Here is a 20,755-nt window from a genome sequence, read left to right as displayed (position 1 = left end):
GTCGGCAAGCTGTGGGATCGCTCGTTTTCCGATTGACTTGCCACGACCGATGCTCAACACCGCCATCAACTACCAAAGTCCAGAAAGCTCCCGGGAGGAGATCGATGAGTCTGTCCGCCACCATTCCGGCCGCACCGGGCCGTTCCGACATCGAGGCATCGACCATCCGCGCCATCTCCTGGCGCCTGATTCCCTTTCTGATGCTGGCCTATTTCTTCTCCTATCTCGACCGGGTCAATCTCGGCTTCGCCGCGCTGACCATGAATGCCGAGCTGAAATTCTCCCCGCTGGTGTTCGCCTGGGGCGCCGGCATCTTCTTCATCGGCTATTTCATCTTCGAGGTGCCGAGCAACCTGGCGCTGGAGAGGTTCGGCGCCAGCCGCTGGATCGCACGCATCATGGTGACCTGGGGCATCATCTCGGCGCTGATGGCGCTGGTGTCCGGCCCGTGGAGCTTCTACACGCTGCGCTTCCTGCTCGGCGTCGCCGAGGCGGGCTTCTTTCCCGGCATCATCCTCTATCTCACCTATTGGTACCCCGCGCAGTATCGCGCCCGCTTCATCGCCGCCTTCGCCGTCGCCGTGCCGGTGTCGACCGTGATCGGCGCACCCGTCTCGGGCATGCTGCTCGGCCTCCATGGCGCGCTTGGGCTGCAGGGCTGGCAGTGGCTGTTCATCATCGAAGGTATTCCCTCGATCATCCTTGGCGTCGTCACCTGGTTCTACCTCACCGACCGGCCGGAGCATGCGACCTGGCTGTCGTCGGAGCAGAAAGCCTGGCTGGCCGCACGGCTCCAGGCCGAAACGACGGCCAAGCAGACCGCGGGGCACATGACGCTCGGCCAGGCGCTGTCGTCGCCGAAGGTGATCGTGCTCAGCCTGATCTATTTCGGCTTCGTCGGCGCGCTCTATGGCATGCAGTTCTGGCTGCCGCAGATCGTCAAGGCGTTCGGCCTGACCAACGTGCAGACCGGCTTCGTCACCGCGATCCCCTATGCGTTCGGCACCGTCGCGATGATCCTGTGGGCGCGGCATTCCGATGCGACGCGCGAGCGCGTCGTCCATGTCGGTGCGCCGATGATCCTGATCGCGGTCGCGCTGGCCGCATCGAGCCGGCTGGGTGATCCGACCATGACCATGGTGGCGCTGACGTTCGCCGCCATCGGCGTGTTCTGCGTGTTCGGCGTGTTCTGGACGTTGCCGACCGCGTGGCTGTCGGGTACGGCCGCGGCCGGCGCGATCGCGCTGATCAACTCGATCGGCAACCTCGCCGGCTTCGGCGGCCCCTATCTGGTCGGCTGGATCAAGGACACCACCGGCTCGACGGCGCACGGCCTGCTCGCCCTGTCGGTGCTGCCGCTGATCGCGGGACTGCTGGTGTTCTTCGGCGGCCATGAGAGCAAGGTCGAATTCGCGGGCCAGGCGCCGGCGGAGTGAGACTCCGCTGACACTCCGGTCGGTTGCTTGGCGACCGACCGCGGATCTGATGACCGCGTGTCGATACACCTGCGGCAACATGTCCGGCCGTTCACGAAGTCCTGATCACTGACGAATATTGACAATCGTCAGTCAACAATCGACACTTGCTCGCAACTGCAGCGAGGGTGTCCAATGCTGATCCGGTTGATTTTCGCAAGCTATTCCAAGCTGTTGACGGGCCTGGCGCTGGCCACCATGGCGGCGGCGCTGGCCGGCTGCAACGAGACCGTGGCCCAGAAGGCCGAGCCGATCAGGCCCGTCCTGGTCGCGCCCGTCCACTACGAGGCCGAGACGCCGGAGCGCAGCTTCGTCGGCACCATCCGGCCGCGCATCGAGGCCGACATCGGCTTCCGCGTCGCCGGCAAGGTCGCCAAGCGCCTGGTCGAGGTCGGCCAGACCGTCGAGGTCGGCCAGCCGCTGGCGACCCTCGACGAGGTCGACCTGAAGCTGCAGGCCGAGCAGGCCGAAGCCGAATTCCGCGCCGCCACCGGCGTGCTGGCGCAGGCCTCGGCGGCTGAGACCCGCGCCAAGGAGTTGCGGTCCAGGGGCTGGACCACGGACGCGCAGCTGGATCAGGCGAAAGCCACCGCCGACGAAGCCCGTGCACGGCTCAATCGCGCCGAGCGCTCGGTCGAGCTGACCCGGAATTCGCTGTCCTACGCGACGCTGGAAGCGGATGCCCGCGGCGTGGTGACCGCGACCCTGATCGAACCGGGCGTCGTGGTGGCGTCCGGCCAGGCGGCAATTCGCGTCGCGCGCTTCTCCGAAAAGGAAGCCGTGGTCGCCATCCCGGAGACCCTGCTCGAGCGGGCCAAGACCGGGAGCGCCTACGTCACGCTGTGGTCGGAAGCCGACAAGAAATATGCAGCGAAGCTGCGTGAGATCGCGCCCGCTGCCGATCCCGCGACGCGCACTTATCTGGCCAAGTTCTCGCTTCCAGGCGCCGGCGAGGCCGTCTCGCTCGGCATGACCGCGACCTTGACGCTCGCCGATCCCGCCACCACGCGCGTCGCGCGGCTGCCACTGTCGGCGCTGTTCAGCGAGGGACGCGAGCCCTCGCTCTACGTGGTGAACGACAAAGGCGAGGTGACGCTGAAGCCGGTGAAGGTGAAGTCCTACGACAGCAAGGATGTGCTGGTCACCTCAGGCGTCGACGAAGGCGAGAAGGTCGTGGCGCTCGGCGTGCAGAAGATCGATCCCGCGCAGAAGGTGCGCGTGGTCTCGGCACTGACGTTCTGACCGTCGTCGTTCCGGGATGGTCCGAAGGACCAGACCCGGAACCTCAAGATTCCGGGTTCGATGCTGCGCATCGCCCCGGAATGACGATCACTGAGACTGTCGGTCTGGACTAACAACTTCGGATCATCGGGAGCGTGGCATGAAGCGGTTCAATCTCTCGGCCTGGGCGGTCAGTCATCCGCCGCTGGTGCTGTTCCTGATCATTGCGCTCGGCGTCGCCGGCTTCTTCTCCTATCAGAAGCTCGGCCGTGCCGAAGATCCGTTCTTCACCGTCAAGGTCGTCAACGTCTCGGTGATGTGGCCGGGCGCGACCGCCGCGGAGATGCAGAGCCAGGTCGCCGACCCCATCGAGAAGAAGCTCCAGGAGCTGCCCTACTTCGAGAAGGTGCAGACCTATTCGAAGCCGGCCTTCACGGCGATGCAGGTCACTTTCCGCGATTCGACGCCGCCGAAGGAGGTGCCGCATCTCTTCTATCTGATCCGCAAGAAGCTCGACGACGTGCAGTCGTCGTTGCCGTCGGGCATCGTCGGTCCGTTCGTCAATGACGAGTTCTCCGACGTCGACTCGATCCTGTTCATGATGACCGGCGACGGCGCCGACTATGCGCAGCTGAAGAAGACGGCCGAAGGCTTGCGCCAGCGGCTGCTGAAGGTCGCCGGCGTCACCAAGGTCAATCTCTACGGCACCCAGGACGAGCGCATCTATGTCGAGTTCAGCCATGCCAAGCTCGCCACGCTCGGCATCACGCCGCAGGCGCTGTTCGATTCGCTGGCCAAGCAGAACAATGTGACCCCGGCCGGCACGGTCGAGACCTCGTCGCAGCGCGTGCCGCTGCGCGTCACCGGCGCGCTCGACGGCGCCAAGGCGGTCGCGGAGACGCCGGTCGAAAGCAACGGACGCGTATTCCGGCTCGGCGATATCGCCACTGTCAGCCACGGCTTCGTCGATCCGCCGAGCTTCAAGGTGCGCCAGGAGGGCAAGCCTGCGCTCGGCATCGGCGTCGTCACCGCCAAGGAGGCCAATATCCTGGAGCTCGGCAAGGAGGTGCACGCGGCCGCCGACGACTTCATGAAGGCCGTGCCGCAGGGCATCGAGATCGAGCAGATCGCCGATCAGCCCAAGGTTGTCGAGCATGCCGTCAGCGAGTTCGTGCACTCGTTCGTCGAGGCGCTGGTGATCGTGCTGTTCGTCTCGTTCCTGGCGCTCGGATGGCGCACCGGCATCGTGGTGGCGCTGTCGGTGCCGCTGGTGCTCGGGCTCGTCTTCATCGTCATGAACATCATGGGGCTCAACCTGCACCGCATCTCGCTCGGTGCTCTCATCATCGCGCTCGGCCTCCTGGTCGACGATGCCATCATCGCGGTCGAGATGATGGTGGTGAAGATGGAGCAGGGCTGGGACCGGATGCGCGCGGCGTCCTTTGCCTGGGAATCCACCGCGTTCCCGATGCTGACCGGAACCCTGGTCACGGCCGCCGGCTTCCTGCCGATCGGCTTTGCCAATTCAGCGGTCGGCGAATATGCCGGCAGCATCTTCTGGATCGTCGCCATCGCGCTGGTCGCGTCCTGGTTCGTCGCCGTGATCTTCACGCCCTATATCGGCGTCAAGCTGCTGCCCGACATGAAGGCGCATCACGGCCATGACGAGCACGCGATCTACGACACCCGCATGTATCGGGGCCTGCGCCGCGTGATCCGCTGGTGCGTCGATCATCGCATCACCACGGTTGCTGCCACCGTCGGCGTGTTCGTGGCCGCGATCGTCGCCTTCGGTCACGTCCAGCAGCAGTTCTTCCCGCTGTCGGAACGCCCCGAGCTGTTCCTGCAACTGCGCCTGCCGGAGGGCACCGCCTTCGGTGTCACTGAGAAGGCCGCCAAATCGGCAGAAAAGCTGCTCAAGGACGACAAGGACATCGAGACCTACACCGCCTATGTCGGGCAGGGCTCGCCGCGGTTCTGGCTCGGCCTCAACCCGCAACTGCCGAACGAGGCCTTCGCCGAGATCGTGATCGTCGCCAAGGACGTCGCCGCACGCGAGCGGATCAAGGCCAAGATCGAGACCGCGGCTGCGAATGGCGAACTGAACGAGGCGCGCGTTCGCGTCGATCGCTTCAATTTCGGTCCGCCGGTCGGCTTCCCCGTCCAGTTCCGCGTCATCGGCCCCGATGCGGCCAAGGTGCGCGAGATCGCCTACCAGGTGCGCGACGTCATGCGCCAGAACCCGAATGTCAGGGATCCGCAGCTCGACTGGAACGAGCAGTCGCCCTATCTGAAGCTGGTCGTCGACCAGGATCGTGCGCGCGCGCTCGGCCTGACCCCGCAGGACGTCTCGCAGGCGCTGGCGATGCTGATCTCCGGCGTGCAGGTCACGACCATCCGCGACGGTATCGAAAAGGTCGGCGTGGTCGCGCGTGCCGCGCCGTCCGAGCGGCTGGATCTCGCCCATGTCGGTGACCTCACCATTACCTCGAAGAACGGCGTGGCGGTGCCGCTGCAGCAGATCGCCAAGATCGAGTATTCGCACGAGGAGCCGATCCTGTGGCGGCGCAACCGCGACATGGCGATCACGGTGCGCGCCGACGTGGCCGACGGCGTCCAGGCGCCCGATGTCACCAACCAGATCTCGCCGAAGCTGCAGGACATCCGCAGCCACCTCGAGCCCGCCTACCGGATTGAGGCCGGCGGCGCGTTCGAGGAATCCGCCAAGGGCAATGCCTCGATCTTCGTGCTGTTTCCCCTGATGGTCATCGTGATGCTGACCCTGCTGATGATCCAGCTGCAGAGCTTTTCGCGGCTGATCCTGGTGTTCCTGACCGCGCCGCTCGGCATCGTCGGCGCCTCGCTCGGGCTCAACGTCGCCAACGCGCCGTTCGGCTTCGTGGCGCTGCTCGGCCTGATCGCGCTGGCCGGCATGATCATGCGCAATGCGGTGATCCTGGTCGATCAGATCGAGACCGACGTCGCCCATGGCCTGACCCGCAAGGAGGCGATCATCGAGGCCACGGTCCGCCGCGCCCGGCCGGTGGTGCTGACCGCGCTGGCGGCGATCCTGGCCATGATCCCGCTGTCGCGTTCCGCCTTCTGGGGGCCGATGGCGATCACCATCATGGGCGGGTTGTTCGTTGCAACCTTCCTGACGCTGCTGTACTTGCCTGGATTGTATGCCCTATGGTTCCGTAAGAGCCTCGATCAGCGCGGGACAGGTGAGCAGGATCGTTCTGCACCGCAGCACGTTGATGCACCGCAGATCCCGCTGGCCCAGGCAGCCGAATAGAGGACGACCACGATAGCAGGCATGATGACGCTGGTTTCCGACCATATCGAACCCGATACGCGCGAACGAATCCTCGTGGTTGCGGAACGCCTGTTTCGGCAAATCGGGTACCAGAAGACGACGGTCGCCGACATCGCCAAGGAGCTCCGCATGAGCCCGGCGAACGTCTACCGGTTCTTCGACTCCAAGAAGGCGATCCACGAGGGAGTCGCGCGCACGCTGATGGGGCAGGTCGAGGTCGCGGCGATGGTCATCGCCAATCGCGGCGGGCCCGCCGCTCCGCGCCTGCGCGAACTGCTCGGCACGATCCACAGCATGAACACCGAGCGCTATGTCGGCGACAACAAGCTGCACGAGATGGTCGCGGTGGCGATGGAGCAGAGCTGGGAGGTCTGCGAAGCGCACATGCTGCTGATCACCGAGACCGTCGGCCGCGTGATCGGGCAGGGCGCCGCCTCGGGCGAGTTCGCGGTCAGCGACCTGCCGGTGGCGGCAAAATGCGCGTGCACGGCAATGATGCGATTCTTCCACCCCCAGATGATCGCGCAATGCGCGACCAAGCCCGGGCCGACGATCGACGAGATGATCGATTTCGTCCTGGCGGGGCTTGGTTCGACGGGCGCTGCAAGCTAAGTTCTCCGTCATTGCGGGCGAAGCGACGCAATCCAGGGCGGCTCGCGCAGCTCTGGATGGCTTCCGCCGTCGCCCTCCGGGCTATGGCGGACAAGTCGTCGCTTGCGTTCTCCGCAATGACGAAAGGGATGACGGCGTGATTGAACGGGACCTGCATTTCTACGAACCGAAGAATGGCCACGGCCTCCGCCACGATCCCTTCAACGCCATCATCGCGCCGCGTCCGATCGGCTGGATTTCGTCGCGCGATCCGGATGGGCACGTCAACCTTGCCCCCTACAGTTTCTTCAACGCCTTCAACTACACGCCACCGATCATCGGCTTCTCCTCGACGCAGTGGAAGGACTCGGTCGCCAACATCAAGGACACCGGCGAGTTCGTGTGGAATCTGGTGACGCGCGATCTGGCGACCCACATGAATGCGACCGCCGCGCATGTCGCGCGCGAGGTCGACGAGTTCAAGCTCGCCGGCGTCACCGCCGTCCCAAGCAAATTCGTCAACGTGCCGCGCGTCGGCGAGAGCCCGGTGGCGTTCGAGTGCAAGGTCACGCAGATCATCCAGCTGCAGGGGGCTGACGGGACCAAGGCCCAGGCCTGGCTGACCCTCGGCGAGGTCGTCGCCGTGCATATCGACAAGGCGCTGATCAAGGACGGTGTCTACCAGACCGCTTTGGCGCATCCGATCGTGCGCGCCGGCCGCCGCGGCGACTATTTCGAGATCAAGGCCGAAGACATGTTCGAGATGATCAGGCCGGACTGATGCGCGCCACTTCTCATCGTTGCTGAATATTACGGGGGAGATGACCTGACGTGACCGAAGCGACCGTTCATGCCGCATTGTCGGCGCCGACCGAGCCTCGCGGCGATCTCTGCATCCGCACCTTGGCGATGCCGGCCGACACCAACGCCAATGGCGACATTTTTGGCGGCTGGCTGCTCAGCCAGATGGACGTCGGCGGCGGCGTGTTCGCCGCCAAGCTCGCGAAGTCGCGCACCGTGACGGTGGCGATCGAGGCGATGAACTTTCGCAAGGCGGTCTATGTCGGCGATCTCGTCTCGGTCTACGCGCACCTCGTGCGCATCGGCCGCACCTCGATGACCGTGCGTCTCGAGGCCTGGGTGCTGCGCCGGAAGGAGGAGCAGCCGATCCTCGTCACCGACGGCAACTTCACCTACGTCTCGATCGACGATGACGGGCGGCCGCAGCCGATCCGGCGCGATGGTGCGATCACGGCCTGATCACGATCCGCGTCGCGCCCGCCGGAATAACATCAGTTAATGGTGTCGCATATGACGATCGCCCGACATAGGAACCGCGATCTGACCGCGCACGTTAACTTTCATCGTGCGAAACGCTCGCGAGAGTGATCATCCGCGGCCATCAGCAGCTGCTGCCGATCAATCTCGCGCGATGTGCGCCTTGTCCACAGGGGTGACGTCTTTACGATGATTACAAGTTCTGGTTGTTTGGACGCGCGCCGCCGCGTCTCTGCCCCATTACGCGTTCTGATTGCGTATCGACCGGGCGATCGATGACAGCGGCGCCTTTTCTGATCATAACGGCAAAACAGGCCAGTCGGAAAAAATTGCCGACACAGGGGAATAGTTTGGGGGACGTGTTGCGAGAACAGGGTGGGAGCAGGTCAATGTCGGACGTCGACGAGAAGCTGACCTTGGAGGTCCTCAAGAAGCTGCAACAGCGGCTGCTCCATGCCGAGCGCCGAATCGGTGTCTACGAAGTTCAGCTCAGTGTGTATCGTGAACACCACGCCGAGGTGCTGAGAGATCTGCGCACGATCTATCAGTTGCTGGGTCAGCACCACGACCGGCTGGGCGGAGCCGATGCATCGCATCGCAAGGCCACGCTCGTTCCGGATGATCCTCGCTGATTCGGCAAGGGTATCACGGCGTGAGTGCGTGCAGCGCAGCCAACATAACATCCACACAATTGCCTGTTGGCATGCACATCGGAATAGCCGGTGGCTCCCTGCACGGAACATTCGTCATGGAGCTCGGTTATACGCCCCGGAATGAACGACGGGATTGCGCAATGTCCGACACCTACATCATCGAGGTCAGCTCCCAGGCGGCGGGGATCGTCATCCGCGATCGCGGTGGCTTCCGCTTCTTCGCAGCGTCCCACCGTTTCAATGCGCTCGAGGGGCAGGTGTTTCGTACCGCGCGTGAGGCCGAGCGGGCTGCGATTCGTCTCATCGCCGGCGAGTTCAGCGCTGCGGCCTGAGCCCCGCTGATGGAGGATGCGCCGCCTCGGCTATGGATGCGGGGGGCGGTCATGCTGCACTGCGCCGGGACGCTTCGTTGATTGACGCTTGACTCGATCAGCCTCACCATGGTGCAGCTCGTCGTGAAAGCTCGCCATGGCCGTCCTCTCTCAACGCCAAACCGACATCCTCAACATCGCCCGCGCCTCTGGCCGCGTCATGGTGGAGGATCTGTCGCGCCGGTTTGAAGTGTCGGCGCAGACCATCCGCAAGGATCTCAACGATCTCTGCGAACAGCGCGCGCTGACACGCATCCATGGCGGCGCCATCATCGCTTCGGGGGTCGAGAATCTCGCCTACGAGGCGCGGCGCTTCGTCGCTGCCGACGAGAAGAAGGCCATCGGCGCCGCCGCGGCGGCCCGCATTCCCAACGGCTCCTCGCTCTTCATCAACATCGGCACCACGACCGAGGAGGTGGCGAGCGCGCTGTCCTCGCATCAGGACCTGCTCGTCATCACCAACAATCTCAATGTCGCGATGCTGTTGTATCCGCATCCGCGCATCGAGGTGATCGTGGCCGGCGGCACGGTGCGGCGCTCGGACGGCGGTGTGGTCGGCTCGACCGCGACGCAGCTGATCGGCCAGTTCAAGGTCGATTACGCCATCATCGGCGCGTCGGCGATCGACGAGGAGGGCGCGCTGCTCGACTTCGACTATCGCGAGGTACAGGTCGCGCAGGCCATCATCGCCAATGCGCGCAGCGTGATGCTGGTCGCCGATTCCACCAAGCTGCATCGCAGTGCGCCGGTGCGCATCGCCCATCTCAGCCAGATCCAGACCTTCGTCACCGATCGTCCCTTGCCGGACGGATTGGCCAGCCTCTGCCATAGCCGTGGCATCGAGGTGATCTCGGCGATGCCCGCGGACGACACGGATGAGGCCGCAGACGCGACCGAAACCACCTCGTCAACGGTGCTGCGCCGCGCCTGACGCTCCGCCATCATCCCGGGCTGTTTGATCCCTGATTGGGCAGGTTCTGCCCAATCTCGGTCCAACATGCGGATTTCGATTTGCTTTCACTTTCGTTTGTGTTTAACTCGAAAGCGAAAGTGAAATCGCCGGTCGAAGGCGATTGCTCGGGGGATGCGTCTGTTGGAGCGGATCTACGACCTCGCCATTGTCGGAGGCGGCGTGAACGGCTGCGGCATCGCGCGCGATGCGGCCGGACGCGGGAATTCCGTTTTCCTGTGTGAAATGAACGATCTGGCGAGCGGAACCTCGTCCTGGTCGACCAAGCTCGTCCATGGCGGCCTGCGCTATCTCGAATATTACGAGTTTCGTCTGGTGCGGGAGGCGCTGATCGAGCGCGAAATCCTGTGGCAGATCGCGCCCCACATCATCCGTCCGCTACGTTTCGTGCTGCCGCACCATTCGGGCCTGCGTCCGGCCTGGCTGCTGCGCCTCGGCCTGTTCCTCTATGACCATCTCGGGGGCCGCAAGCTCCTGCCGCCGACCCGCTCGGTCAACCTGCGGCATGACGAGGTCGGCCGTCCCCTGATCGCCGGACGCTATAGCAAGGGGTTCGAATATTCCGATTGCTTCGTCGACGATGCCCGTCTCGTCGTGCTCACCGCCCGCGATGCGGCCGACCGTGGCGCCGTGATCCGCACGCGCGCCCGTGCGACCGAGATCCGGCAGGACGGCGGCGTCTGGCTGGTCACCACCGAGAACACCCAGACCGGCGAGCGCGAGACCATCAAGGCGCGTGCGCTGGTCAATGCCGCAGGGCCCTGGGTGGAGCAGGTGCTGGCGACCGGTGCCGGCGTCAATGCAAAAGCGAAAGTGCGGCTGGTGCAGGGCTCGCACATCGTGGTGCGCAAGCTGTACGATCACGACCGCGCCTACATTTTCCAGAACGCCGATGGCCGCATCATCTTCGCGATCCCCTATCAGCAGGACTTCACGCTGATCGGCACCACGGACCGCGACTATCAGGGTGACCCGGCGAAGGTGAAGGCGACCGACGAGGAGATCGCCTATCTCTGCGCCGCGCTCGGGGAGTATCTCGCCAAGCCGGTCAAGCCGAGCGACGTCGTGTGGAGCTATTCCGGGGTGCGGCCGCTCTATGACGACGGCGCCAGCGAGGCCAAGGCTGCGACGCGCGACTATGTGTTCGAGCTCGACGCGCCCGGCGGCCTGCCGCTGCTGTCGATCTATGGCGGCAAGATCACCACCTATCGGCGGTTGTCGGAGGAGGCGCTTGAGCGCCTCGCGCCCTATCTGAAGGGCACCAAGGCGCAGGAGGGCTGGACCGGCAAGTCGCCGTTGCCCGGTGGCGATATGAAGGTCTCGGCCGTGGCGCCGCTGATCGCCGATCTCCGCAAGACCTATCCGTTCCTGTCAGATGCACATGCGAAGCGGATCGCCTACGCCTATGGCACGCGGGCTGCGACCATGCTCGCTGGTGCGACATCTTCCGCCGATCTCGGCCAGGATTTCGGTGGCACCTTGACGGAGCGTGAAGTCAGGTACCTGATGACGGATGAGTGGGCGTTGACGGCCGAGGACATCGTGTGGCGGCGATCGAAGCTGGGGTTGCGAATGTCGACGGCCGAGATTGCCGCGCTCGACGCGTGGATCGTTGCCGACCGGGAGCGCTCCGCCATGCAGGCGCGTGAGGCGGGAGGACGCGCATGAGCGTCACGCTCGATCACGTCTCCCGCATCGTCGACGGCGTCACCACCATTCGCGACGTCTCGCTGACCCTGCAGCGCGGCACGCTGAGCGTGCTGCTCGGCCCGACCCTGTCGGGCAAGACCTCGATCATGCGGCTGCTCGCCGGCCTCGACCGTCCGACCACCGGCCGCGTCCTCGTCGACGGCAAGGACGTGACCGGCGCCGACGTGCGGCAGCGCTCGGTCGCGATGGTCTACCAGCAGTTCATCAACTACCCGTCGCTGACGGTCTACGAGAACATCGCCTCGCCCTTGCGCGTGCAGGGCAAGCCGCGCGACGAAATCGAGAAGCGTGTGGCGGAGGCTGCCAGGCTGCTCCGGCTCGAGCCTTACTTGAAGCGTACGCCGCTGCAGCTTTCCGGCGGTCAGCAGCAGCGCACCGCGATCGCGCGGGCGCTGGTGAAGGGGGCTGATCTGGTGCTGCTGGACGAGCCGCTCGCCAACCTCGACTACAAGCTGCGCGAGGAGCTGCGCGCCGAACTGCCGCGCATCTTCGAAGCCTCGGGCGCGATCTTCGTCTACGCCACCACCGAGCCGTCGGAAGCGCTGCTGCTCGGCGGCCGCACCATCTGCATGTGGGAAGGGCAGGCGCTGCAGACCGGCGACACTGCGTCCGTGTATCGCCGTCCCGATACGCTGCGTGTCGGGCAGGTGTTCTCCGATCCGCCGATGAACACGGTGGAGATCGAAAAGCGCGGCGACAGCGTGCATTATGCCGGCGGCGTGAAGGCGCCCGCGGTCGGGCTCTATGCCGATCTGCCTGATGGCGCCTACCGCGCCGGCTTCCGGCCGCATCAGCTCGGCTTGGCCCAAGGCGACGGTAGCCATGGCCGCCATGCCTTTCCGGCCACCGTCTCGGTCACCGAGATCACGGGATCGGAGAGCTTCGTGCATCTGACGCGCGACGGCATGAACTGGGTCGCCGTGCTGCACGGTGTCCATGAATATGAGCCCGGCGAGGTCCTCGATGCCGTGCTCGATCCCGCCAATGTCTTCGTGTTCGACGCCGGCGACCGTCTGGTCGCGGCGCCCAAGATCTGAGGGAGATGCCGCATGGCCCGCATTGACCTCGTCGATCTCGCCCACTCCTACGGCAATGGCGACGATCCCGAAAGCTACGCGCTGAAGCCGGTGACGATGACTTGGCGCCAGGGCGGCGCCTATGCGCTGCTGGGCCCGTCCGGCTGCGGCAAGACCACGCTGCTCAACCTGATTTCCGGCATCGTCACGCCCTCGCGCGGCAAGATCCTGTTCGACGGCGTCGACATCTCACGAGCCTCGACCCGGGAACGCAACATCGCTCAGGTGTTCCAGTTCCCGGTGATCTACGACACGATGACGGTCGGCGAGAATCTCGCCTTCCCGCTGAAGAATCGCGGCGTGCCGAAATCGGAGATCGACAAGCGCGTCGCCGAGATCGCGCGGCTGCTCGACCTGACGCCCGACCTCAATCGCAAGGCGACGCGGCTCACGGCCGACGCCAAGCAGAAGATCTCGCTCGGGCGCGGGCTGGTGCGCTCTGACGTCGCCGCGGTGCTGTTCGACGAGCCGCTGACCGTGATCGATCCCGAGCTGAAATGGCAGCTGCGCTCGAAGCTGAAGGCGCTGCATCGTGAGCTCGACCTCACCATGATCTACGTCACCCATGACCAGACCGAGGCGCTGACCTTCGCCGACACCGTCGTCGTGATGCATGACGGCCGCGTCGTGCAGAGCGGCACCCCGGCCGAGCTGTTTGACAAGCCCGCGCACACCTTCGTCGGCTATTTCATTGGCTCGCCCGGCATGAACATCCTCTCGGCCGAGGTGAAGGGCCGCGAGGCCCGCATCGACGGTCATACGCTGACGCTTGCGCGCAGCTATGATGCGCTGCCGGCGGGTGCCAAGATCGAGATCGGCGTGCGGCCTGAATTCGTCGACGTCGCAGCGCCGGCGCCGGGCCTGCTTGCCGCCAATATCGAGCGCGTCGATGATCTCGGCCGTATCCGCTTTGCGCGTGTCCGGGTCGGTGACGTCAAATTCGCCGCCCGCCTGCCGGCCGGCTTCTCGCCGTCGGGGTCGGCGATCGGTCTGAAGTTCGATCCGGCCTATGTTCATGTCTATGCCGACAGCCGTCTCGTCGAAGGAGCCTGAGTGATGGACAAGACCATCAACAACAAGGCCTGGTTCCTGGTGCTGCCGGTGTTCCTGCTGGTCGCGTTCTCCGCCATCCTGCCGCTGATGACGGTCGTCAACTATTCGATGCAGGACACCTTCGGCAACAACCAGTTCTTCTGGAACGGCGTCGGCTGGTTCAAGGAGCTGCTCGATCCCTCGACCGATCTCGGCGGCCGTTTCCTGGCCTCGCTCGGGCGCAATCTGGTGTTCTCGGCCGCGATCCTCGCCATCGAGGTGCCGCTCGGCATCGTCGTAGCGCTGTCGATGCCGCGGTCCGGGTGGACGGTGGCGTTCTGCCTGGTCGTGCTGGCGTTGCCGCTGCTGATTCCATGGAACGTGGTCGGCACGATCTGGCAGATCTTCGGCCGCCCCGACATCGGCCTGCTCGGCTATACGCTGACGAGCATAGGCATCGACTACAATTACGTCTCCAACGATCTCGACGCCTGGGCCACCGTCATCGTGATGGACGTCTGGCACTGGACCAGCCTGGTGGCGCTGCTCTGCTATGCCGGTCTGAAGTCGATCCCCGACGCCTATTACCAGGCGGCGCAGATCGACGGTGCCTCGCGCTGGGCGGTGTTCACCGCGATCCAGCTGCCGAAGATGCACCGCGTGCTGCTGATCGCGGTGCTGCTGCGCTTCATGGACAGCTTCATGATCTACACCGAGCCGTTCGTCGTGACCGGCGGCGGGCCCGGCAATTCCACCACCTTCATCTCGATCGAGCTCGTCAAGATCGCGCTCGGCCAGTTCGACCTCGGCAAGGCCGCGGCGCTGTCGCTGGTCTACAACCTGATCATCCTGATCGTCTGCTGGGTGTTCTACACCATCATGACCAATGCCGGCGCCGAGCGCCGGCCGGCGAACGGGGGCGCGTGATGAATACGATTCCCGGCCGTCGCGTCATCATGTCGGTGTTCCTGGTCTTCCTGCTGCTGCCGATCTACTGGCTCGTGAACATGAGCTTCAAGACCAACGGCGAGATCGTCTCGACCATGACGCTGTGGCCGCATCAGCCGACGCTGGCCAACTACGCGCGCATCTTCACCGACGAGAGCTGGTATTCCGGCTACATCAACTCGCTGAAATACGTCATCATCAATACGGTGATCTCGATCGCGGTGGCGCTGCCGGCGGCCTATGCGTTCTCGCGCTACCGCTTCCTCGGCGACAAGCATTTGTTCTTCTGGCTGCTGTCGAACCGCATGGCGCCGGCCGCGGTCTACGCATTGCCGTTCTTCAACCTCTATTCGGCGATCGGGCTGTTCGATACGCCCTGGGCGGTGGCGCTCGCGCATTGCATCTTCAACATCCCGCTCGCGGTGTGGATCCTCGAAGGCTTCGTGTCGTCCGTCCCGCGCGAGATCGACGAGACGGCGTTCCTCGACGGCTACTCGTTCCCGCGCTTCTTCGTGAAGATCCTGGTGCCGCTGATCGCGAGCGGCATCGGCGTCGCCGCGTTCTTCTGCTTCATGTTCTCCTGGGTCGAACTGCTGCTGGCGCGCACGCTGACCTCGGTCGACGCCAAGCCGATCTCGGCGGTGATGACCCGCACGGTGTCGGCGGCCGGCATGGATTGGGGCCTGCTCGCCGCCGCCGGCGTGCTCACCATCATTCCCGGCGCACTCGTGATCTGGTTCGTCCGCAACTACATCGCGCGCGGCTTCGCGCTGGGACGGGTGTGATGATGGTGCGAACTCATAGCCACAAGTTCAGTGCGCTCCCTCCCCCCTTGTGGGGGAGGGCTGGGGAGGGGGGTACCCCACGGGCAGTCTTCGTCGGGACCCCCACCCCCCACCCATCCCCGCAAGGGGGAGGGGAGCGCACCGTATTCGGCGCTAGAGCCTTCGATCGCTCGAGCAGAAAGGGTTGAGCCATGGACAACATCGCATGGATGGCCTGGACGTTGCCGACGGCGATCTTCTTCGTTGCGCTCGGCGGCACGCTCGCTGTCATGACCTGGCTCGCCGCCCGCTACCCGGAGGCCGAGCGCGTCGGGATCCTGCGCATTCCGACCACGCGCGGCGATCGCCTGTTCGTGTCGCTGATATCGGCGGCCGTGATTCATCTGGCCTGGATCGGCTTCGTCGGGACCGACCCCTTGACGACTCTCCCGATCGGAGAGGGACTTGAACTTTCGAGCCTCTGGCTCGCAACCGTGATTTCGTTGGCGTCAGCCGTTGCGATCTTCCGCACCGTTTGAGGCGAACGAAAAGGAGCAGATCCGGGAAGCAACCCGGGCCTGAAAAACGTGTCGCTGCAATGGAGGAACACCATGCGATATCTGCCGGAAGGGAAGAAGCCCTTGCCCAGGGCCAAGGTCTTCAAGACCAGAGCGCTGATGATGACGAGCGCATTCGCGCTGATGGCGGCGTCAGCCGCGATCACCGCGCCCGCTTATGCCGATGAGGCGGCAGCGAAGAAGTGGATCGACAGCGAATTCCAGCCTTCGACCTTGTCGAAGGACGATCAGCTGAAGGAGATGCAGTGGTTCATCAAGGCCGCTGCCCCCTTCAAGGGCATGGACATCAACGTGGTGTCGGAAACCCTCACCACGCACGAATACGAATCCAAGACGCTGGCCAAGGCGTTCGAGGAAATCACGGGCATCAAGGTCAAGCACGACATCATCCAGGAGGGTGACGTCGTCGAGAAGATCCAGACCCAGATGCAGTCCGGCAAGAACGTCTATGACGGCTGGATCAACGATTCCGACTTCATCGGCACCCACTTCCGCTACGGGCAAGCCGTCGATCTGACGGAGTGGATGGCCGGCGAGGCCAAGGACGTCACCAATCCCGGACTCGACGTCAACGACTTCATCGGCAAGTCATTCACCACCGCGCCGAACGGCCATCTCTATCAGCTGCCGGACCAGCAGTTCGCCAACCTCTATTGGTTCCGCTACGACTGGTTCACCAACCCGGACTACAAGGCCAAGTTCAAGGCCAAGTATGGCTACGATCTCGGCGTGCCCGTGAACTGGTCGGCCTACGAGGACATCGCCGATTTCTTCACCAACGACATCAAGGAGATCAACGGCGCCAAGGTCTATGGCCACATGGACTATGGCAAGAAGGATCCGTCGCTCGGCTGGCGCTTCACCGACGCCTGGCTGTCGATGGCCGGCAACGGCGACAAGGGCATCCCGAACGGCCTGCCGGTCGACGAATGGGGCATCCGCATGGAAGGCTGCCGCCCCGTCGGCTCCTCGGTCGAGCGTGGCGGTGACGTCAACGGCCCGGCCGCGGTCTACTCGATCGCCAAATATCTCGACTGGATGAAGAAGTATGCCCCGCCGCAGGCGCAAGGCATGACCTTCTCCGAGTCGGGTCCGGTGCCGTCGCAGGGCAACGTCGCTCAGCAGATCTTCTGGTACACCGCCTTCACCGCCGACATGGTCAAGCCCGGCCTGCCGGTGATGAACGCCGACGGCACGCCGAAATGGCGCATGGCCCCGTCGCCGCACGGCTCGTACTGGAAGGAAGGCATGAAGCTCGGCTATCAGGACGTCGGCTCGCTGACGCTTCTGAAGTCGACTCCGGTCGACCGCCGCAAGGCGGCCTGGCTCTATCAGCAGTTCATCGTCTCCAAGACGGTCAGCTTGAAGAAGAGCCATGTCGGTCTCACCTTCATTCGTGAGTCGGACATCTGGGACAAGTCCTTCACCGAGCGTGCGCCGAAGCTCGGCGGCCTGATCGAGTTCTACCGCTCGCCCGCGCGCGTGCAGTGGACCCCGACCGGCAACAACGTGCCCGACTATCCGAAGCTGGCGCAGCTGTGGTGGCAGAACATCGGCGATGCGTCGTCCGGTGCGAAGACCCCGCAGCAGGCCATGGACGCGCTCGCGGCCGCTCAGGACTCCGTCCTCGAGCGTCTGGAGAAGTCCAAGGTGCAGGGCGATTGCGGTCCGAAGCTGAACAAGAAGGAGACCGCGGAGTACTGGTTCGCCAAGTCGGCGAAGGACGGCAACATCGCTCCGCAGCGCAAGCTCGCGAACGAGAAGCCGAAGGGCGAAACCATCGACTACGACACGCTGATCAAGTCGTGGCCGGCCAGCCCGCCGAAGCGCGCCGAGGCGAAGTGAGCCAACGCTCGGCTGTCATCGCCCGGCTCGGCCGGGCGATCCAGTACACCGCGGCGTCTCAGCTCTGGACCGCCGGCGTTGACTGGATGCCTCGCCTGCGGGGGGCATGAGAGGAAATGAACACGAAAGGCCGGGAGCAATCCCGGCCTTTTGCCATTCGTCATTGCGAGCGAAGCGAAGCAATCCAGAATCTTTGAGTGGCGCTGGATTGCTTCGCTATCGCTCGCAATGACGGCTATTATCGGTCTGGGTTCGCCGGATGGCTTGGAGTCCGTTCATGCGCATGACCTTCCGCTGCGATCCCGCGCTGGAGCCGCATCTGCCGCGGCCGGTGCCTGCGCGCACGACGCTGCCGGATTGGCTGCGCCGGATGCCGGCGTCGGCCCATTCCGATCTGCACGGCCGCGACATCCGCACCGTCAAGCAGTGTCCGCCGTTCGTCGATGCGATGGCCCATGGCGTGATGATCCTGCTGCCCTGCGACATCCAGGTCGAGCGCGGCGCCTTCTCCTGGGACTGGGACATTCCGGCGCCTGCGACCGCAGGGCACCCCCGCGCACCCCTCAGTTTCCACGTCGCCGCGCAATTCGAAGGCGCTCCATTCGCGCACGACCGGCAGTCGGCAATCAAGTTCAACAGCTTCTGGACCATCGAATGTCCCGAGGGCTGGTCGCTGTTTGCGACGCACCCGGTCAATCGCGACGATCTGCCGTTTCGGACTGTGACCGGTCTCGTCGATGCCGATCGCTTCCACGACGGCGGCATCAACTTTCCAGCCCTCTGGATCGCGCCCGATTATTGCGGCGTGGTGCCGAAGGGCACGCCGGTCGCGCAATGTTTTCCAGTGCCCCGCGAAGCGTTGGAGCTGGTGTACGAGCCGTTCGATGCGGATCACGGAATCGCGTATTCCGAGACGGTTGCGCAGGTGCTGGCGGCACCGAACGTCTATCGCAAGCGGTTTCGCGCCCGGCGTGGCCGGTTAACGAGCTAAGGCCAACCGCAGTGCGGCTTCGTCGAGCCACAGTTTGCCATGCGCGGCGGAGGTCAACGCCATCGCGATCGCGCCGAACATCTGTGGCCGCAGCCGGTAGGCCGTTCGATAGAACGGCATCGCCGCGTCTGCATCACCGCTTTCCTGCAGCGCGATGCCCAGATTGAGCGCGGCCTCGGCGTGACCGGGATTGAGTGCCAATGCTTTCCTGTAGGCGACTGCCGCACCGCTGTGGTCACGCCGATCCTGGCGGACCAGTCCTAGATCGAACCAGACGGAGGCGGGAGCGTCGCCCGACGTCGCCTGCTCCAGATAAGAAGCGGCGCCCGCGAGATCGCTCTCCTCGAATGCGAACCGGCCGAGCCGCGCGGCGGCTTCGCCATGATCAGGCACGACCTTGAGGATCGCCTGCCATGCGCTGCGGGCCTGGGCGCGATGGCCGGCCTGGTCGAGGATGCGCGCCTTCTCGACGAAGGCTTCGCGCTGCGGCGCCAACGCCAACGCACGATCGACATGGTCGAGGGCGGCGGCGTAATCCTTGTCGGCGCGGGCGATGCGCGCAGCGAGCAGTTGCGCGGCGGCGTTGTCGGGGCGCCTCGCGAGGCTCGCCGCGACGTGGGAGCGTGCAGCGGCGATCTCCTGCCGCGAAAGCAGCACCGCAGCCAGCAGGTGACTGAGCATTGGCTCGCCGGGGCTGCGCGCAAGCTCCTGCTCGCACAGCCGGCGCGCCTCGTCGATGTGGCCGGCGTTGTAGCTGGCTGCGGCACGACGCACGATGTCTTCGGGCGTGGACGTCATGCGATGACGTTATCGCGTTCCCTGACGCGGGGGAATTGGCGTCTGCCGAATGCCGCCACCATCGTTGGCGGCGAGGCTGTTCCTGCTCGCTTCGGGATTTTTTCCCGATGCGCATGGGACATATTCCACGCGCCAAGTGCCTTGAAGCCGATGCCGACAGGCGGCACTCTTTCGTGACCGGCATTGTTGCGACCGTCGCCGTGACTTTGCCCCAAGGACACGAAACAACAAGGCCTCGACACGATTCCACGACGCTCTTCGGCCGACCGCGCGCGCATCGCCTGAAGCGCGGGGGGCGGGACGCGATAGCGCCGGGAATCGCGATCACCAAGCTCACGGGGCCACGAGGGAGTACGACAATGGACCAGGCCAACATCGCCAGTCTCGTGAGCCCACTGCCGGAAGCATTGTCGCCCTGGACCATGTTCATGAAGGCCGACATCGTCGTGCAGGCCGTCATGATCGGGCTGGTGCTGGCATCGGTGGCGACCTGGACCGTCCTCGTCGTCAAGACGATCCAGCTGCGCTCGGCGCTCCGCAAGGGACGCGGCGCGCTGAGTATTACGGTTGCGGCACGCTCCTTGTCGGACGCGACAGGGCGCGTTTCAGCCGAGGACGGCGTCGTAGGGCGCCTGCTTGCGACCGCCGAAGACGAGATCGACAAGTCGCGCGGCCTTCCCGCCGACGGCATCAAGGAGCGCGTCTCCTGGCAGTTCGAGCGGATCGAGGCGGCGGCTGTCGCGCGCATCGGCCGCGGCATCGGCATTCTCGCCACCGTCGGCGCCGTTGCCCCCTTCGTCGGCCTGTTCGGCACCGTCTGGGGCATCATGAACAGCTTCATCGGCATTTCCCATGCGCATACGACCAACCTCGCCGTGGTCGCGCCGGGCATCGCGGAGGCGCTGCTCGCCACCGCCTTCGGCCTCGCCGCGGCGATCCCCGCGGTGGTGATCTACAATCTGTTCGCGCGCGCCACCGGCGGCTATCGCGCCGTCATCGCCGATGCATCCGTCGCCGTGATGCGCCTGATCAGCCGCGATCTCGACCGCCAGCACGCAGGTCCAGCCGAGGCGCGGCGCAGCGCGATCCGCGCGGTCGATGCACCGCTGTTGTCGATCGCCAATCCGGCGGAGTGAGC

At 64.9% G+C, this 20,755-nt stretch carries 19 protein-coding genes; 18 read left to right on the top strand and 1 reads right to left on the bottom strand.

What is annotated here, in order from left to right:
• Nucleotides 1–104 precede the first annotated feature (104 nt).
• The 17 genes from S58_RS27735 (at nucleotide 105) to S58_RS27655 (ending at nucleotide 18,819) form a co-directional block, all read left to right on the top strand.
• Nucleotides 105–1,436 (top strand): MFS transporter, encoded by a 1,332-nt coding sequence (locus S58_RS27735; protein ID WP_015668725.1) that lies wholly within the window; start codon nucleotides 105–107, stop codon nucleotides 1,434–1,436.
• A gap of 174 nt (nucleotides 1,437–1,610) precedes the next feature.
• Nucleotides 1,611–2,717, top strand: a complete 1,107-nt coding sequence (locus tag S58_RS27730; RefSeq protein ID WP_015668724.1) for an efflux RND transporter periplasmic adaptor subunit — start codon at nucleotides 1,611–1,613, stop codon at nucleotides 2,715–2,717.
• Between the two features lie 139 nt (nucleotides 2,718–2,856).
• Nucleotides 2,857–5,991 (top strand): efflux RND transporter permease subunit, encoded by a 3,135-nt coding sequence (locus S58_RS27725; protein ID WP_015668723.1) that lies wholly within the window; start codon nucleotides 2,857–2,859, stop codon nucleotides 5,989–5,991.
• Between the two features lie 21 nt (nucleotides 5,992–6,012).
• On the top strand, nucleotides 6,013–6,624 hold the full coding sequence (locus tag S58_RS27720) for a TetR/AcrR family transcriptional regulator (RefSeq protein ID WP_042340265.1): 612 nt from the start codon (nucleotides 6,013–6,015) through the stop codon (nucleotides 6,622–6,624).
• A 136-nt stretch (nucleotides 6,625–6,760) separates the two neighbouring features.
• On the top strand, nucleotides 6,761–7,384 hold the full coding sequence (locus S58_RS27715; protein ID WP_015668721.1) for a flavin reductase family protein: 624 nt from the start codon (nucleotides 6,761–6,763) through the stop codon (nucleotides 7,382–7,384).
• 50 nt (nucleotides 7,385–7,434) lie between these two features.
• A complete protein-coding gene (locus tag S58_RS27710; protein ID WP_015668720.1) occupies nucleotides 7,435–7,863 on the top strand; it encodes an acyl-CoA thioesterase in 429 nt (142 codons plus the stop codon).
• A 407-nt stretch (nucleotides 7,864–8,270) separates the two neighbouring features.
• A complete protein-coding gene (locus tag S58_RS27705) occupies nucleotides 8,271–8,513 on the top strand; it encodes a hypothetical protein (protein WP_015668719.1) in 243 nt (80 codons plus the stop codon).
• 161 nt (nucleotides 8,514–8,674) lie between these two features.
• Nucleotides 8,675–8,866 carry a hypothetical protein gene (locus S58_RS27700; protein ID WP_015668718.1) on the top strand — a complete coding sequence of 64 codons (192 nt, stop codon included), beginning with the start codon at nucleotides 8,675–8,677 and terminating at the stop codon, nucleotides 8,864–8,866.
• A 136-nt stretch (nucleotides 8,867–9,002) separates the two neighbouring features.
• On the top strand, nucleotides 9,003–9,836 hold the full coding sequence (locus S58_RS27695; RefSeq protein ID WP_015668717.1) for a DeoR/GlpR family DNA-binding transcription regulator: 834 nt from the start codon (nucleotides 9,003–9,005) through the stop codon (nucleotides 9,834–9,836).
• A gap of 153 nt (nucleotides 9,837–9,989) precedes the next feature.
• On the top strand, nucleotides 9,990–11,543 hold the full coding sequence (gene glpD / locus S58_RS27690) for a glycerol-3-phosphate dehydrogenase (protein ID WP_015668716.1): 1,554 nt from the start codon (nucleotides 9,990–9,992) through the stop codon (nucleotides 11,541–11,543).
• Nucleotides 11,540–12,622: an ABC transporter ATP-binding protein gene (locus tag S58_RS27685; protein WP_015668715.1), complete on the top strand. Its 1,083-nt coding sequence runs from the start codon at nucleotides 11,540–11,542 to the stop codon at nucleotides 12,620–12,622. The genes glpD and S58_RS27685 overlap by 4 nt, the downstream gene beginning before the upstream one ends.
• 12 nt (nucleotides 12,623–12,634) lie before the next feature.
• Entirely contained in the window at nucleotides 12,635–13,714 is a 1,080-nt protein-coding gene (locus S58_RS27680) for an ABC transporter ATP-binding protein (RefSeq protein ID WP_015668714.1), read from the top strand.
• A gap of 3 nt (nucleotides 13,715–13,717) precedes the next feature.
• Complete coding sequence (locus tag S58_RS27675; RefSeq protein ID WP_015668713.1) at nucleotides 13,718–14,620, top strand: carbohydrate ABC transporter permease; 903 nt, start codon at nucleotides 13,718–13,720, stop codon at nucleotides 14,618–14,620.
• Nucleotides 14,620–15,426, top strand: coding sequence for a carbohydrate ABC transporter permease (locus tag S58_RS27670; RefSeq protein ID WP_015668712.1), 807 nt, complete (start codon nucleotides 14,620–14,622; stop codon nucleotides 15,424–15,426). The genes S58_RS27675 and S58_RS27670 overlap by 1 nt, the downstream gene beginning before the upstream one ends.
• 191 nt (nucleotides 15,427–15,617) lie before the next feature.
• Complete coding sequence (locus S58_RS27665) at nucleotides 15,618–15,944, top strand: DUF2160 domain-containing protein (RefSeq protein WP_015668711.1); 327 nt, start codon at nucleotides 15,618–15,620, stop codon at nucleotides 15,942–15,944.
• Nucleotides 15,945–16,016: 72 nt separating this feature from the next.
• Nucleotides 16,017–17,828 (top strand): ABC transporter substrate-binding protein, encoded by a 1,812-nt coding sequence (locus S58_RS27660; RefSeq protein WP_015668710.1) that lies wholly within the window; start codon nucleotides 16,017–16,019, stop codon nucleotides 17,826–17,828.
• Between the two features lie 277 nt (nucleotides 17,829–18,105).
• Nucleotides 18,106–18,819: a hypothetical protein gene (locus S58_RS27655; RefSeq protein WP_015668709.1), complete on the top strand. Its 714-nt coding sequence runs from the start codon at nucleotides 18,106–18,108 to the stop codon at nucleotides 18,817–18,819.
• Here the strand turns inward: S58_RS27655 and S58_RS27650 are convergent.
• Nucleotides 18,808–19,617 (bottom strand): tetratricopeptide repeat protein, encoded by an 810-nt coding sequence (locus S58_RS27650; protein WP_015668708.1) that lies wholly within the window; start codon nucleotides 19,615–19,617, stop codon nucleotides 18,808–18,810. The two genes, S58_RS27655 and S58_RS27650, sit on opposite strands and share 12 nt — an antisense overlap.
• Before the next feature lie 359 nt (nucleotides 19,618–19,976).
• Between S58_RS27650 and exbB the strand changes: the two genes are divergently transcribed.
• Nucleotides 19,977–20,753, top strand: coding sequence for a tonB-system energizer ExbB (gene exbB, locus S58_RS27645; protein ID WP_015668707.1), 777 nt, complete (start codon nucleotides 19,977–19,979; stop codon nucleotides 20,751–20,753).
• Nucleotides 20,754–20,755 lie beyond the last annotated feature (2 nt).

It is taken from the genome of Bradyrhizobium oligotrophicum S58, from assembly GCF_000344805.1.
GTDB lineage: Bacteria > Pseudomonadota > Alphaproteobacteria > Rhizobiales > Xanthobacteraceae > Bradyrhizobium > Bradyrhizobium oligotrophicum.
This window is presented reverse-complemented; position numbering and strand designations above follow the sequence as displayed.

Excerpts from the sequence above, each read along its gene's own strand:
- S58_RS27735 (WP_015668725.1), top strand. The coding sequence starts at position 105 with ATGAGTCTGTCCGCCACCATTCCGGCCGCACCGGGCCGTTCCGACATC.
- S58_RS27730 (WP_015668724.1), top strand. The coding sequence starts at position 1,611 with ATGCTGATCCGGTTGATTTTCGCAAGCTATTCCAAGCTGTTGACGGGC.
- S58_RS27725 (WP_015668723.1), top strand. The coding sequence starts at position 2,857 with ATGAAGCGGTTCAATCTCTCGGCCTGGGCGGTCAGTCATCCGCCGCTG.
- S58_RS27720 (WP_042340265.1), top strand. The coding sequence starts at position 6,013 with ATGATGACGCTGGTTTCCGACCATATCGAACCCGATACGCGCGAACGA.
- S58_RS27705 (WP_015668719.1), top strand. The coding sequence starts at position 8,271 with ATGTCGGACGTCGACGAGAAGCTGACCTTGGAGGTCCTCAAGAAGCTG.
- S58_RS27700 (WP_015668718.1), top strand. The coding sequence starts at position 8,675 with ATGTCCGACACCTACATCATCGAGGTCAGCTCCCAGGCGGCGGGGATC.
- S58_RS27695 (WP_015668717.1), top strand. The coding sequence starts at position 9,003 with ATGGCCGTCCTCTCTCAACGCCAAACCGACATCCTCAACATCGCCCGC.
- glpD (WP_015668716.1), top strand. The coding sequence starts at position 9,990 with ATGCGTCTGTTGGAGCGGATCTACGACCTCGCCATTGTCGGAGGCGGC.
- S58_RS27685 (WP_015668715.1), top strand. The coding sequence starts at position 11,540 with ATGAGCGTCACGCTCGATCACGTCTCCCGCATCGTCGACGGCGTCACC.
- S58_RS27680 (WP_015668714.1), top strand. The coding sequence starts at position 12,635 with ATGGCCCGCATTGACCTCGTCGATCTCGCCCACTCCTACGGCAATGGC.
- S58_RS27675 (WP_015668713.1), top strand. The coding sequence starts at position 13,718 with ATGGACAAGACCATCAACAACAAGGCCTGGTTCCTGGTGCTGCCGGTG.
- S58_RS27670 (WP_015668712.1), top strand. The coding sequence starts at position 14,620 with ATGAATACGATTCCCGGCCGTCGCGTCATCATGTCGGTGTTCCTGGTC.
- S58_RS27665 (WP_015668711.1), top strand. The coding sequence starts at position 15,618 with ATGGACAACATCGCATGGATGGCCTGGACGTTGCCGACGGCGATCTTC.
- S58_RS27660 (WP_015668710.1), top strand. The coding sequence starts at position 16,017 with ATGCGATATCTGCCGGAAGGGAAGAAGCCCTTGCCCAGGGCCAAGGTC.
- S58_RS27655 (WP_015668709.1), top strand. The coding sequence starts at position 18,106 with ATGCGCATGACCTTCCGCTGCGATCCCGCGCTGGAGCCGCATCTGCCG.
- S58_RS27650 (WP_015668708.1), bottom strand. The coding sequence starts at position 19,617 with ATGACGTCCACGCCCGAAGACATCGTGCGTCGTGCCGCAGCCAGCTAC.
- exbB (WP_015668707.1), top strand. The coding sequence starts at position 19,977 with ATGGACCAGGCCAACATCGCCAGTCTCGTGAGCCCACTGCCGGAAGCA.